The 13,994-nt window shown below is 61.8% G+C and carries 15 protein-coding genes; 5 read left to right on the plus strand and 10 right to left on the minus strand.

Annotated features, from left to right (window positions below):
* The first annotated feature begins 121 nt into the window (after nt 1-121).
* Nucleotides 122-331, plus strand: coding sequence for a hypothetical protein (locus tag ASG35_RS14310; RefSeq protein WP_056358226.1), 210 nt, complete (start codon nt 122-124; stop codon nt 329-331).
* A gap of 91 nt (nt 332-422) precedes the next feature.
* On the opposite strand, the gene ASG35_RS14315 is transcribed toward ASG35_RS14310, so the two are convergent.
* Nucleotides 423-749: a DUF1840 domain-containing protein gene (locus tag ASG35_RS14315; protein WP_056358228.1), complete on the minus strand. Its 327-nt coding sequence runs from the start codon at nt 747-749 to the stop codon at nt 423-425.
* A gap of 412 nt (nt 750-1,161) precedes the next feature.
* Between ASG35_RS14315 and argS the strand changes: the two genes are divergently transcribed.
* From argS to ASG35_RS14335, 4 genes are all read left to right on the plus strand, one after another.
* Nucleotides 1,162-2,946, plus strand: a complete 1,785-nt coding sequence (gene argS, locus ASG35_RS14320) for an arginine--tRNA ligase (protein ID WP_056358233.1) — start codon at nt 1,162-1,164, stop codon at nt 2,944-2,946.
* A 118-nt stretch (nt 2,947-3,064) separates the two neighbouring features.
* Nucleotides 3,065-3,820, plus strand: coding sequence for an SPOR domain-containing protein (locus ASG35_RS14325; protein ID WP_056358235.1), 756 nt, complete (start codon nt 3,065-3,067; stop codon nt 3,818-3,820).
* A 138-nt stretch (nt 3,821-3,958) separates the two neighbouring features.
* Nucleotides 3,959-4,612: a thiol:disulfide interchange protein DsbA/DsbL gene (locus ASG35_RS14330; RefSeq protein ID WP_056358240.1), complete on the plus strand. Its 654-nt coding sequence runs from the start codon at nt 3,959-3,961 to the stop codon at nt 4,610-4,612.
* 4 nt (nt 4,613-4,616) lie between these two features.
* Nucleotides 4,617-5,408: an SDR family oxidoreductase gene (locus ASG35_RS14335; protein ID WP_056358243.1), complete on the plus strand. Its 792-nt coding sequence runs from the start codon at nt 4,617-4,619 to the stop codon at nt 5,406-5,408.
* A 74-nt stretch (nt 5,409-5,482) separates the two neighbouring features.
* Here the strand turns inward: ASG35_RS14335 and ASG35_RS14340 are convergent, their stop codons facing one another.
* The 9 genes from ASG35_RS14340 to cheW all read right to left on the minus strand — a co-directional run bounded on the left by ASG35_RS14340 (nt 5,483) and on the right by cheW (nt 13,991).
* Nucleotides 5,483-6,793, minus strand: a complete 1,311-nt coding sequence (locus ASG35_RS14340) for a DUF3443 domain-containing protein (protein ID WP_056358860.1) — start codon at nt 6,791-6,793, stop codon at nt 5,483-5,485.
* Nucleotides 6,794-6,811: 18 nt separating this feature from the next.
* Nucleotides 6,812-7,312, minus strand: a complete 501-nt coding sequence (locus ASG35_RS14345) for a DUF2844 domain-containing protein (RefSeq protein WP_056358863.1) — start codon at nt 7,310-7,312, stop codon at nt 6,812-6,814.
* Between the two features lie 275 nt (nt 7,313-7,587).
* Entirely contained in the window at nt 7,588-8,286 is a 699-nt protein-coding gene (cheZ, locus tag ASG35_RS14350) for a protein phosphatase CheZ (RefSeq protein WP_056358866.1), read from the minus strand.
* Nucleotides 8,287-8,298: 12 nt separating this feature from the next.
* Complete coding sequence (gene cheY / locus ASG35_RS14355; RefSeq protein WP_056358245.1) at nt 8,299-8,694, minus strand: chemotaxis response regulator CheY; 396 nt, start codon at nt 8,692-8,694, stop codon at nt 8,299-8,301.
* 76 nt (nt 8,695-8,770) lie between these two features.
* Entirely contained in the window at nt 8,771-9,886 is a 1,116-nt protein-coding gene (locus ASG35_RS14360) for a protein-glutamate methylesterase/protein-glutamine glutaminase (RefSeq protein WP_056358248.1), read from the minus strand.
* A complete protein-coding gene (cheD, locus tag ASG35_RS14365) occupies nt 9,883-10,602 on the minus strand; it encodes a chemoreceptor glutamine deamidase CheD (RefSeq protein ID WP_056358251.1) in 720 nt (239 codons plus the stop codon). The genes ASG35_RS14360 and cheD overlap by 4 nt, the downstream gene beginning before the upstream one ends.
* A complete protein-coding gene (locus ASG35_RS14370; protein ID WP_082508387.1) occupies nt 10,599-11,522 on the minus strand; it encodes a CheR family methyltransferase in 924 nt (307 codons plus the stop codon). The genes cheD and ASG35_RS14370 overlap by 4 nt, the downstream gene beginning before the upstream one ends.
* Before the next feature lie 59 nt (nt 11,523-11,581).
* Nucleotides 11,582-13,402 carry a methyl-accepting chemotaxis protein gene (locus tag ASG35_RS14375; RefSeq protein WP_056358253.1) on the minus strand — a complete coding sequence of 607 codons (1,821 nt, stop codon included), beginning with the start codon at nt 13,400-13,402 and terminating at the stop codon, nt 11,582-11,584.
* Between the two features lie 58 nt (nt 13,403-13,460).
* A complete protein-coding gene (gene cheW / locus ASG35_RS14380; RefSeq protein WP_056358256.1) occupies nt 13,461-13,991 on the minus strand; it encodes a chemotaxis protein CheW in 531 nt (176 codons plus the stop codon).
* Between the last annotated feature and the right edge of the window lie 3 nt (nt 13,992-13,994).

Here is a 13,994-nt window from a genome sequence, read left to right on the forward strand (position 1 = left end):
GAAAGCGTAATTTTGGCGAAGTCTGTTACGGTTATTTTGGATTTCCTTACACTTGGGAGTGTGCGCAGGGCCGTCATGGCGACGGCCACGCATTCTTTAAACGTCTCGGAGAAAGTCGAAAATGATCAAGCTGACGCCTGTCGTGGCTGTTGCGGTTGCCGTGCTGTGTACATCGTTGAGTCCGGCCGCATTTGCGCAAGCCCCAAAGCCTGGTACGGGAGCGAGTACGAGCACCGCGTCGAGCTACTCGCCGCCGGTTACCGAGCACAAGAAAAAGCCCCGCAAGGCCAAAGCGAAGAAGCCGATGAGCGATATGGCGGCGTCGCAATAAAGCGATTGCCAGGTTGTTTTGATATGAACAAAAAAACCCCGCAGCTGCGGGGTTTTTTATGTGCTGCCTTAATACTCGCTGCAACCGGGCTTCAAACGCCCCATAGAATGTCGCCGTTTGCCTGATGCGCGAGACGCATCATGTCGAGGAACGGATAAGCCCGTTGCGACAACCCCACCGGAATCTCGTGCGGCTCGTGGCCGGCTTCGCCTTCGTGGAAATGGCCGTCGTGTTCGGCGCGTTCCTGCTTATCCACGGCGACCGCTGCTTCCAGCTTCTGGATGCACGCCGGCAACTCGTCGTGCGTGATGACGCCGCGCTCGCCGAGCCGTTTTCCGATGATGCCAAGCAAATAGTCAGCAAGGTTATCGAGCATCTGCACGTCGGGTGCAGCGCTGGTTTTGAATGTGATCAGCATGGCAAGGTCCCTTCCTTTTGTTGGCCTATTGTTTGGCTATGTATTTAGCTATGTTGGGCTATCTATCCGGCAGTTCAGCGGGTGCGCGGCGAAGTCCAGCCAATCGGTCCGGCGCGTCCGCGCGTTCTAGCAACTCGTGATTCTTTTCCCCGACTCGACCCTGATTCGACATATTAGCACCTGCTAAAATCCCGAATTACCTGAGCAAATGTTGCGCCGGATACCAAAACCGTGGTTTATCGGTTTCGCCGGGAACGGCTGCAGCCCTGCCTCCAGACCCGAACATGCGCATGCGCGCGCGGCAGTTTAATCAACTGCCCAAACTCTGTTTGTCGCGCTTATACCGGCGCGTGGATTAACGAAATTACCCGCGCTCGGAACGAACAAACACATCACCGGATCAAGAATCAGCATGCTGCCCGCACAAAAACTTACCCTCGAAACGCTGCTGACCGATGCAGTCAAGCAAGTCGTACAGGCGTCGCAAGGCGCATCGGAAGCGAATTTTGTCACGCCGGCCATTGTGCTCGAGCGCCCGAAGGTCGCGGCGCACGGCGACGTGGCGTCGAATGTCGCCATGCAGCTCGCCAAACCGCTGCGCGCCAATCCGCGCCAACTGGCGCAGCAAATCGTCGATGCCGTGTTGAGCCTGCCCGCGGCGCAAGGTCTGGTCGAAGCGGCGGAAGTCGCCGGGCCGGGTTTTATCAACTTGCGGCTGGCGGCATCGGCGAAACAAATGGTCGTGCCGGCGGCGCTCGCCGAGGGCGTGAATTATGGCAAAAGCACGCGCGACGAAGGCAAGCAGGTGTTGATCGAGTTCGTCTCGGCGAATCCGACCGGCCCGCTACACGTGGGTCACGGCCGTCAAGCCACGCTCGGCGATGCCTTGGCAAACCTGCTCGCCACGCAAGGCAACGCGGTGCATCGCGAGTTCTATTACAACGACGCTGGCGTGCAGATCGGCAATCTCGCGACCTCCACGCAATTGCGCGCGCGCGGTTTCAAACCCGACGACAAGGAATGGCCCGAGAACGCGTACAACGGCGAATACATCGCGGATATCGCGCGTGACTATTTGGCCGGAGCCACGGTCGCGGCCAAGGACGGCGCGCCCGTCACCGCGAAAGGCGATGTGGATGATCTCGACGCCATTCGCGTTTTCGCGGTCGCGTACTTGCGCCACGAGCAGGATCTGGATCTGACTGCGTTCGGCGTTGCGTTCGACCAGTTTTATCTCGAGTCATCGCTGTATAACGAGGGCCGCGTGCAGGCCACCGTCGACGCACTCATCGCAGCGGGCAAGACGTACGAGCAGGACGGCGCTCTGTGGCTGCGCACGACCGACGACGGCGACGACAAAGACCGCGTGATGCGCAAGTCCGACGGCACGTACACGTACTTCGTGCCGGACGTCGCGTATCACGTGGCGAAGTGGCAGCGCGGTTTCACAAAGGTGATCAACGTGCAGGGTTCGGACCATCACGGCACCATCGCGCGGGTTCGCGCCGGGCTGCAAGGGCTTGGCATCGGCATTCCGAAGGGTTATCCAGACTACGTGCTGCACAAGATGGTGACGGTCATGCGCAACGGCGTGGAAGTGAAGATCTCCAAGCGCGCGGGCAGCTACGTGACCGTGCGCGATCTGATCGAATGGTCGGGCGGCATGACGCCGGGCGAGGAAGTCGCGCCGGATCAGATCGACGAAGACACCATCCGCCGTGGCCGTGACGCCGTGCGTTTCTTCCTGATTTCGCGCAAGGCGGACACGGAATTTGTCTTCGATATCGACCTGGCGCTCAAGCAAAGCGACGAGAACCCGGTGTATTACGTGCAGTACGCGCACGCACGCATTTGCACGATCCTCGGCGACTGGAAAACGCGCTACGCGGGCGATCTCGCTGCGTTGCCGAACGTCGATCTGACGCCGCTTTCGAGCGAACGCGCCATGGCGTTGCTCAACAAGCTCGCGGAATATCCGGACATGCTGTCCCACGCCGCCGATGAACTCGCGCCGCACGCCGTCGCTTTCTACCTGCGTGACCTCGCGGGCGAATTCCACTCGTTCTACAATGCGGAGCGCGTGCTGGTGGACGAAGACAGCGTGCGTAACGCACGTATTGCGTTGCTGGCCGCCACGCGGCAAGTACTCGAAAACGGCCTTGCGCTGATCGGCGTATCGGCTCCCGTGAAGATGTGATTACGGCACAGGGCCGGAGATTTCCGGTCCGCTGTGCGACCGTTCGAGCCATGGCGCGCCTGAGGCCGCCGTTATAATCGACGCCCATTCAGAAGACTTTTTGCAGGTGATTCATACGATGGCAAAACCACGCAGCACGTCGAAGCAGTCGAAGCAAACCGGGGGCACTTTTCTCGGTATCGTGCTGGGCTTGATTGTCGGCCTCGCAATTGCAGTGATCGTGGCGTTGTACATCACGCGCGCGCCCACCCCGTTCGTCGCGAAAGTGGCGCCCGCTCCAAGCGACTCGAATGCAACGCCGGCAACCGGCCAGCCCTACGATCCAAACCGTCCGCTGCAAGGCAAGACGCCAGGCCAGGCCGTGCCGCAAGCCGCACAGCCCGCGCCGCCGAACACCGCGCCAGGCCAGACGAACAACCAGACGCAGTCGTCGGGTGTGCTCGACGAGCCGCAAATCGTGGAAGTGCCGCCCGGCGAAAACAACGCGGTCGTGACGACTAAGCCCGCAGCGCCGAAGCCCGCTTCACCGGCTACGGCGCCGAACGGTTCATCGACCGCGGCAACGGGCAAGAAGCCGGCGGATGCATCGGCTTCTTCAACAGCCAAGGTCACGCCGCCCGCGCCTGGCGACGTGAACACTGGCTACTTCCTGCAAGTCGGCGCCTACAAGACCCAGGCCGACGCCGAACAGCAGCGCGCCCGTCTCGGCTTCCAGGGGTTCGAGTCAAAAGTCACGCAACGCGATGCCGGCAACGTCACGTATTACCGCGTGCGGATCGGCCCGTTCACGAAGTTCGAGGACATGAACAACACGCGTCAACGGCTCTCGGACGCAGGCGTCGATACCGCCGTGATCCGCTTCTCGAAGCAATGAGTTCGATGAACCGCGCGCGTCCTGAGAGCATTCAGGGCGCGTGCGGTCCGCGACCGGCCAGCCAGTCGCCATGGACCTTAAGCTTCCCTTAAGCGTCGTGTGTTCCCCTTTTGCCTCTCACGCTCATTCCCGGTCACCATGAAAAAACTTTTCAGCGCCCTCGCTCTTTCCCTCGGCCTCGCTGCCGGCTCCATGAGTTTTATGAGCGCCGCTCATGCGTCGCCGGCCGCGCCTGTGGCGGGCACCGACTACACCGTGTTGCAGGCAGCGCAGCCGGTCGAGGCGCAGGGCAAGATCGAGGTGATCGAATTCATGTGGTACGGCTGCCCGCATTGCAACGAATTCGACCCGTATCTGGAAGCATGGATCAAGAAGCAAGGTCCCGACGTGGTGTTCAAGCGCGTGCCGGTTGCCTTTCGCGACGACTTCATTCCGCATTCGAAGATGTTCCACGCACTCGATGCACTCGGCCTGGCTGACAAGCTCACGCCCGCCGTTTTCAACGAGATCCACGAGAAGAAGAACTACCTGCTGACGCCTGAAGCGCAGGCTACGTTCCTTGCCACGCAAGGCGTCGACAAGAAGAAGTACATGGACGCGTACAACTCGTTCTCGACCCAAAGCAATCTGCAGCGCGACAAAAAGCTGCTCGATGCCTACAAGATCGACGGCGTGCCGACCATCGCGATTCAGGGCAAGTACGAAACGGGTCCGGCGACCACGAACAGCCTGCCGGGCACCATCCAGGTCATGGACTTCATCGTGAATCAGGTTCGCGCGAAGAAGATGTAAGGACGTGAACGCCGCTACGAACGACACGCCGGCCCGGCTGAGGGTTTTCATCACCGGCGCGTCGAGTGGCATTGGGCTCGCGCTCGCCGAGGAATATCTGAGGCGCGGCGCGGTGCTCGGCCTCGTTGCCCGTCGCGGCGACACGCTTGCGGCTTTCGCCGCGCGCTTTCCTTCTGCATCGATCTCCATTTATCCCGCCGATGTCCGCGATGCCGCAGCCCTCGCTGCCGCAGCCGCGGACTTCTGCGCGTTGCATGGCGGCGCCGATATCGTCATTGCAAACGCAGGGATCAGCCGTGGCGCGCTGACCGGCCACGGCGATCTCGAAGCCTTCCGCGACGTGATGGATACCAATTATTTCGGCATGATCGCGACGTTCGAGCCGTTCGTCGCGCAGATGGTCGCCGGGCGGCGCGGCACGCTCGTGGGGATCGCGAGCGTGGCGGGCGTGCGCGGGTTGCCGGGATCGGGCGCGTATAGCGCGTCGAAGTCGGCGGCGTTGAAGTATCTCGAAGCGCTGCGGGTGGAGATGCGGCCGGCGGGGGTATCGGTGGTGACGATCGCGCCGGGCTACATCCGCACGGAAATGACGCGCCGGAATCCGTATCCGATGCCCTTTCTCATGGACGCCGATGTGTTTGCAAGAAAGACCGCCGATGCCATCGGGAAGAAAACGCGCTTTGCCACGTTTCCATGGCAGATGCGCGTGGCCGGCGCCTTGCTGCATGTCGTTCCGCGATGGCTCTACGACCGGGCGATGGAGAAGGCGCCTAGAAAACCTCGGGCGGGTGAATAGGCGACAAGCGCGGGCAAAGAAAAAGCCCGGCGGACTAACAATCCGCCGGGCTTTTTGCTATTTACGTGGCGAGTTTAAAACGCCACGAAAGGCGCGTTGCCGTTGTTGCCGATCCCGAAGTACACATGGCGTCCGAAGAAGAACGGCAAGCCGAAGTCGAACAGCGTGGGGAACGAACCAATGTTCCCGGCCAGCCCGTTCAACGCGTAGTTCGTGCCGCTGCCAGCCAGCGTCTTGGCGTTGGCGACCGTGAAGCTCACCGTGGCCGATGTGCCGTCCTGGCCGATTACCGTCGAAGACAGCGCCGTCGAGTTAGTCGGACAGTAGAAGTCCGTGAAGCTCGTCGTGCAGTTCGGCAACGACGTGTCGTTGAAGAACAATCCGTTGGAACCGGAATCGACGATCGTCGTCACCGACGTGCCTTTGTACGAGCCGCCCAGATTGCCGAATGCCGAGGATTTGAAGGATGTCGCGCCGGTCAGCGTGTTGTTGCTCTGCGTTCCGATGCCAAACACCAGCGTGCCCGTCGCCGAAGCGGCCGCGCTCGCCACCGGCGGCAATTGCACGATCACGCCGTTGTTGTCCACGGCGAACTTCGTCACCGGATTCACGACCTGGCTTGCCATAGCCACCGCGGTCTGCGAGCAATTTGTCCCCGACGGACACGAGTAGTAGTTGCTGGTCGCAGCGTTCGCGCAGGCAGCGCCGCAATCCGTCGCCGATACCCCCACGCCCAGGATTCCGTTCGCGCCCAGTTGCCGTGACGTGCTTTCGTTGCTGCCATTGATACAGCCGGATGCCGGAACCGTCGAATTCGCCAGATCGCCCACGATCTGAATCGGAATGGCGCTGGCCGTTTCGCCACCGATCTTCACGTCGGCGGTACGCACGGTGCCCCACGTGAAGCCATCGGCGAATTGCGTGCACTGCGCGAGCTGGCCGCCGCTCGTCGACTGATTGATCGGCAGATTCGTGATGATTTGCGCGGCGGCGTCGCTGGCAAGACGCAGGCCGTACGAGCCGGTATCGACCTGAATGTTGTCGATGGTTTGGCACACGCTGGTTCCAGGCGCGCAAACGGTCACGGTCACGTTCGGAATATTGACGAAGTTCTGCGCGCCCGGGCCGACGGTGATCGGCACCGTGTTCGCGGCCGTCGATGCAATCGGCTGCGCGTTCGGCGTGCTGCCTGTATCGCCACCGCTGCTGCCGCCGCTGCCACTGCTACCGCTGCCGGAACTGCCGCCGCTGCTGACAGAACTGCTGCCCGAGTCGCCGCCTCCGCCGCCGCAGGCAGCGAGGACCACGGACAAGCTGAGCACGGCGAGGCATCGGAACAAGCCGGACTTCAAAGAGAAAAATGACGATGAAAACGTCGGACGCATCATGAAAGTCTCCGTCCGTTATTGGATGTCGCTGGCGCTGACGCCGGCGGGCAAGGCTTGTGGAAGATATGCCTGGCCGACGAACGCGCCCATGTGGCCACCGGAACGGACAACCAGCGCGCTGCCGGCAACGCTCACCGGCCCACGGCCACCGCCGTTGGCGCGCTGGTTCTGGATACCCTGGACGTATTGCGGAAAGTAACTGCCGAGTAGCGTCGGCAAATCGGGGATGCGCGGGCCTTGCCACGCAATGCCGAAGACCGTGCCGTCCGCACCCACATATTCATTGACCACGGTGCCAACCGGCAACGTGGTCGTGCGCACGGTGAAGGCGCTTGTGGACGCCGCAGCCGCAGAACCCGCCGACGCCGATGCCGCATGCGATACCGAATTGCTGACGGTTGCGCCCGCGGGCGCCGTCATGGGCGCGCCGCCGAGCACCGCGTAGGCAGGCGAAACCGCCAACACGCCGAACGTCAATCCTGCTGCCAGACTTGCGAGCACGCGAGCGCGCCGCAAGCCGAATGAAATGATCGAAGTGTCCACTTCAATTCTCCGTTTCGATTATTTCAAGCGATGCACTGTTTCGTCTGATGAAACGCCGCAAGGTTGCGGGTCATTCGCCGAGACGTCAGTATGCCAGCCGAATGCGTCGGTCTCGGGAAAGTGAACATATGTTGCAACGCGATAGTTGCCGGATTGGCCGAAATGGGTGTTGTTTTGACCTGCGCGGCCGCGCGTGGACGGGCGCGCCGGGCATTTTGCCCAGCGCGCTCATCAGGTCAGACTTAAAGTTAGAAACCCAGGCTGGCCAGAAGATCGTCGACCTGCGTCTGGTCCTGAACGACGTCGGTGCGGCCTTCGGGATTGATCTGCGGGCCGTTCAGCAACGTTTCCGGCGTACCCGAAACGGTCGATGCAGCCAGCGCCGCGGCCTGCGCCGCGAACTGTTCACGCCGCTCGGGTGCGATGTTTTCCAGCAGCACGCCAAGCAATTGCTGTTCGATCACGTACACCACGTCGGTGATCTTCTTGATCACCTGCCCGGTCAGATCCTGGAAATCCTGCGCGAGCATGATTTCGAGCAACTGCGCGTTGGTCGCGACCGTGTGAACCGGCACTTGCTGCAGGAAACCGCGGGTGTCCGCGAGCAAGGTCTTGACGTCCGCGTTGTCCAGCGGCGCGCCGTACCACTTTTCCCAGCGGGCATCGAGCGCTTCTGCGTCGCGCTGCATGGTTTGCTGCATCGGCTTGGCAAGTTCGATGGCGTTCAGCGCGCGATCGGCGGCCTGCTCGGTCATCGTCGCGACGTATTTCAGGCGGTCGCGCGCGTCCGGGACCATTTCGGCGGCGGCTTCAACTTGCTTGTCGAGGCCGAGTTCGCGCATGGAGTCGCGCAGCGTGCGCGTCAGTTGTCCAATGCGCGCCAATATCCGGTCGCTCGATGCATCGCCTTCTTGCTCGATCGCGGCCAGCGCTTCCTGGGTCGTCATTTCGTTCACGATTCAGCTCCCGGCCTTGGCCATCTTTTCGAGAATCTTCGTGAGCTTCTCGTCGAGGGTCGCGGCCGTGAACGGCTTGACCACGTATCCGCTCGCGCCAGCCTGCGCCGCGGCAATGATGTTTTCCTTCTTCGATTCCGCCGTCACCATCAGCACGGGCAAGTGCGAAAGCGTGGCGTCGGCGCGAATCTGCTTGAGCATTTCGAGGCCGTCGAGGTTCGGCATGTTCCAGTCGGAAATGACGAATTCGAAACCGCCGCCGCGCAGACGCGCGAGACCGGCCGCGCCGTCCTCGGCTTCATCGACGTTCGAAAAACCCAGTTCCTTCAGCAGGTTTCGCACGATACGGCGCATCGTCGGGAAGTCATCGACGACCAAAATCTTCATGTTCTTGTCCATCTTCACTGCTCCTTGTATTCCCGTTGTTTCTTCAGGCGGCGCGCACGCCGCACGAGTATTCGAATCAGGTGGCGGGTCAGACGCGCTGCGCGCGTTCGCCCATGGAATTGAGGCGCGCCATCACGCGCCGGGTCATTTCCGATAACGGCGCGATCTCGCTGACGCCGCCCGTTGCAACGGCTTCTCGCGGCATGCCGTAGACCACGCAGCTCGCTTCGTCCTGCGCGAACGTGTAGGCGCCCGCCTGCTGCATTTCCAGCATGCCCTGCGCGCCGTCGCGGCCCATGCCGGTCAGGATCACGCCGAGCGCGTTCTTGCCGGCGTTTTGCGCGGCGGAACGGAACAGCACATCCACCGATGGCCGATGCCGGTTGACCGGCGGGGCATCGGAGAGATGCGCGACGTAGTTGGCGCCGCTGCGCACGAGCACGAGGTGAGCGTCGCCCGGCGCGATATACGCGTGGCCCGGCAAGACGCGCTCGCCGTGCTCCGCTTCCTTCACGGCGATGCGGCACAAGCCGTTCAGCCGTTGCGCAAACGACTTCGTGAAGCCCGGCGGCATGTGCTGCGCGATCATCACGCCGGGTGCATCGGGCGGAAGGGGAAGCAGAAGCTCGCGGATCGCTTCGGTGCCGCCCGTCGATGCCCCGACGATGATCAGCTTCTCCGTGCTCACCAGCGGATTGTTCAGGTTCGGCGTGGGCTTGTGCGCCGCGGCCGCGCCGCTCGAACCTGCCGCAGCGTGAACGACATGCGGCGTTTGCCGAACCCGGGCGCGTGCGGCGGCGCGGATTTTATCGGCGAGCTTTTCCGCGTATTCGAGCATGCCGTCGCGAATGCCCACGCGCGGTTTCGTCACGAAATCCACTGCGCCGAGTTCCAGCGCGCGCAGCGTGATTTCCGAGCCGCGTTCCGTCAGCGACGACACCATCACAACCGGCATGGGCCGAAGCCGCATCAGCTTTTCCAGGAAATCGAGGCCGTCCATGCGCGGCATTTCCACGTCGAGCGTGAGCACGTCCGGGTTGTGCTGCTTGATCAAGTCGCGCGCGACCAGCGGATCGGGCGCGGTCGCGCACACGTGCATATCGGGCTGCGAATTGATGATCTCGGTCATCAGGCTGCGCACCAGCGCCGAGTCATCGACGCACAACACGCTGATTTTCGGTTCCGTGCTCCGGGCCGTTGTCATGCTTCCTCCGCCGTCTTCATGCGGACGGTTCGCTGCAGGCCGGCTGCGGCACCGAATAATTCGATGCGGGGTTTGTCGGGTGTTTTCGCTTTCGGCTGGCTGAAGAGCTCGACGCGCGCACGCGCCTTCGCGAGCCGTTCGCTGCGTGCTTCGGGCGATTGCCGCACCAGCGCCTGCTCGCGTTCGACCACGCTCGGGTCTTGATGCGTGATCAGTTTCTTGACCATTGCCTGGCCGGTTCGCGGCATGAACGCGACCTTGCGCGGATACATGCCCTGCAAATCCTCGGCCACGATACGAATCTTTTCCAGCGCGAGATAGCGGCGCACGAACTCGGAATTTCTATCGCCGATATTGATGGTCGTCATGCCGGCCAGCACCGCGCCGCCGCCGAACACCTTGGCTTCGAAGCGTTCGCGCCGGCCGCCGCGCTTGATCATTTCATTGATCAGCACTTCCATGGCATACGCGCCGTAGCGCATGGAATCCGCGCCCGATTGCGATGCGTCCGCGCCGTCGTCGGGCAGCATGAAATGGTTCATGCCGCCAATGCCGGCTGTCCGGTCGGTGATGCACGCCGCCACGCACGAACCGAGCACCGTGACGAGGACCATGTTCTCGCCCGTCATGTAGAACTCGTTCGGCAACAGCTTCACGCCCGGGAGCTTGAAGTGGTTGTCGAAATAAAGGTTCGTGGCGATCGGCAAAGCGCTCATGCCAATTCCCCGGCAAGCGCCTTCTTCTTCGCGGGTCCAGCAACGGAATCACGCGACAGCGCGTACACCGTCTGGCCGCGCAACTTGAACGCCTGCGTCACGTACGTGAAGTTTTCCGAATGCCCGGCGAACAGCAAACCGCCGCTTTTCATCAGCGGTTCGAAGCGCGCGAGAACTTGCGCTTGCGTGGGTTTATCGAAGTAGATCATTACGTTGCGACAGAAAATCGCGTCGAACTGGCCGGGCAGCGCGTATTTGGAATCGGTCAGGTTCAATTGCTCGAACTTCACCATTGCGCGCACTTCCGGACGGATCTTGACCATGCCCGCGTGCGCGCCCGTGCCTTTCAGGAAAAAGCGCTTCAGCCGGTCATTGCCGAGCGTCTTCACCGAATCGAGCGAATAGACGCCAGCGTCGGCCTTCTGCAAAACTTGGCTGTCGATATCCGTCGCGATCACCGTGCATTGGCGCGCGGCGGAATCGCCGAGCGTTTCCATCAGCGTCATAGCGATGGAATACGGCTCCTCGCCCGTCGACGCCGCCGAACACCACACCGAAAACGGCTGCGGCCGGCTTTTCGCGAACGTGGCGAGAATCGGAAAATGATGCGATTCGCGGAAGAACGCGGTCAGGTTCGTGGTCAGCGCGTTGGTGAACGCTTCCCACTCGGCGCTGTCCGGCTGTGCTTCGAGCCGATCCAGATAAAGACGAAACGTATCGATATTGCACGCGCGCAAACGTCGCGCGAGACGGCTGTACGCCATGTCGCGCTTATGCTCGGACAGCGAAATCCCGGCACGACGATGAATCAGGTCGCGGATGCGGCCGAAGTCGGCGTTGGTGAATTCGAAGTCGCGTTCCACTTCCGAACCATTGCGGGTCCGCTCGCGGGGTGTATCGACGGGTGAGCGCGTTGCCATTTTCTAGCCTTCGTTCTGCTGGAACGTGCGGTGAGCCTGCATGATTTTTTACTGCTGTCTCAGAAGGTTTCCCAGTCGCCGGCTGCAGTTGCAGCGAGCTTCGGTGCCTTGGCCGTCGGTTCAGCTTTTCCAGCCGCCGCAGCCTCGGAGATAACCTTCGCGTTTGCTTTCGCATCTACCTTCGCATTTACCTTCGCATCTACCTTATTAACGGCGCGATTGGCCGCGACGTTAGGCCGCGAAACAACTTTTATCGGGGCGATGCCGCGCGTTGCGCTCAGCGTCGCGGCAACCGACGGTTCAACGCGTCCCGGCTGGGTTGCGTCGCCGCTGACTTGCCAATGCCCGACCACGTCCTTGAGCTTGCGCGTCTGTTCTTCGAGCGACGCCGCCGCAGCCGCCGCTTCTTCTACCAGCGCGGCGTTCTGCTGCGTGACTTCGTCCATCTGCCCAACGGCGCGGCTGACCTGTTCGATGCCTTGCGATTGTTCGTCGGACGCCGCGCTGATCTCGCCCATGATGTCCGTCACGCGACGTACCGCCTGGACGATTTCATCCATGGTCGTGCCGGCGCGCGCCACGAGTTGCGAGCCGCTTTCCACTTTCGCCGTCGAGTCGCCGATCAGCGACTTGATCTCTTTCGCCGCCGCCGCGCTGCGTTGCGCGAGGCTGCGCACTTCGCCGGCCACGACCGCAAATCCGCGTCCTTCTTCGCCGGCACGCGCCGCTTCGACCGCCGCGTTCAGCGCGAGAATATTCGTCTGGAAAGCAATCCCCTCGATCACGCCGATGATGTCCACCACCTTGCTCGAACTCGATGAAATCGCGTTCATGGTGTCCACGACCTGCTCGACGACTTCACCTCCGCGCGATGCGATATCGGACGCATTCACGGCAAGTTGCGACGCTTGGCGCGCGTTCTCTGCGTTCTGTTTGACCGTGCTCGTCAACTGTTCCATGCTCGACGCCGTTTCCTGCAGCGACGCCGCTTGCTCTTCAGTACGTTGCGACAGATCCGTGTTGCCGCTTGCGATCTCACGCGCGCCGACATCGATGGATTCCGCGCCGTGATGCACCGATCCCACCATCGCGGTCAGATTCACCCGCATCCGTTCAATTCCCGCAAACAGACGGCCAATCTCGTTGGTTTTATCGGTATGAGCGGAGCGCGTCAGGTCGCCGCGCGCGATGCGCTCGAAGTGATCGACGGCGTCGTTGATCGGCTGCACGATCATGCCGCCCATCGCGAAACGCGTGGCAACCAGCGTCAGCACAGCCAGCACCATCACGCCGGTAATCACCTCGATCAGCAGCGTGATATTTGCCTGCGTGTCGGCACGCAGGGTATCGGCGTGCTTTTGCGTGAAGTCCACGACCGCGGACGCCGCTGTGTCCAGCGCAACGAACATCGGGCTGATTTTCGTATCGGCGATGGCGTGATACGCCGGCAAATCGTTCGCCCGGATCGCGATGAATTCAGGATCCACGCCTTCGCGCATCAGCGTGTCGCGCTTCGCCACGACTTCATCCAGCATGGCTTGCGGCAAAGTGCGCTTCGGCGTGGACAGGAAAAGCTTCCAGTTCTCGTTGGATTTGTCGAGCAGGAACTGGCCGCGATCGATCGCCTTCTTCGCTTCGTCGGTCTTGCCGGCTTCATCGAGTGAACGCACGCGGTCGAGCGTCACGCGGGCGCGCAGCAAGTACGACGACGCGTCGTTGAGCGCGCGCACCGAAACCATGTCGCTGTCCGCGAGCGTGGACAGCGAATTGCCCGCCGAGCGCAAGCCGTTCAGCGACAACGCGGCCACGACTGCGGCAAAGCCGACGAACAGCAAACCCACGAGCGTCAGCGTGGTACGAATCGACCAGTTCTTAAGCATGTCATTCTTCCAGACGGTTCAATCGGTTCAATCGGATAAGTCGGTTCGAATCCCGGGATCAAGCCGCGACGGAGTCGATCAACTCCATCTCCTTGCTTGTCATCAACTTTTCGATATCCATCAGGATCAGCATGCGGCCATCGACCGTGCCGAGTCCCGTCAAATATTCGGTCGTGAGCGTGGCGCCGAATTCCGGCGCGGGCATGACCTGATCGGCTTGCAGCGTGAGGACGTCGGACACGCCGTCGACCACCATGCCCACCACGCGATGCGCCACGTTCAGAATGATCACGACCGTCTGGTTGTCGTACTCGACGCGGCCAAGATTGAACTTGATGCGCATATCCACGATCGGCACGATGATCCCGCGCAGATTGATCACGCCCTTGATGAAACCCGGCGCGTTCGCAATGCGCGTGACGTTGTCGTAGCCGCGAATTTCCTGCACCTTCAGGATGTCGATGCCGTACTCTTCCGCGCCCAGCGTGAAGACGAGGAATTCCTGCCCGGCCGCTTCAGCCTGGGTGGAAACGCGTTGAACATCGCGGCGCTGCGCCGCGGAAGTAATCGATTGAATGTCTGCTGCCATTTG

Source organism: Burkholderia sp. Leaf177, from assembly GCF_001424345.1.
Lineage (GTDB): Bacteria > Pseudomonadota > Gammaproteobacteria > Burkholderiales > Burkholderiaceae > Caballeronia.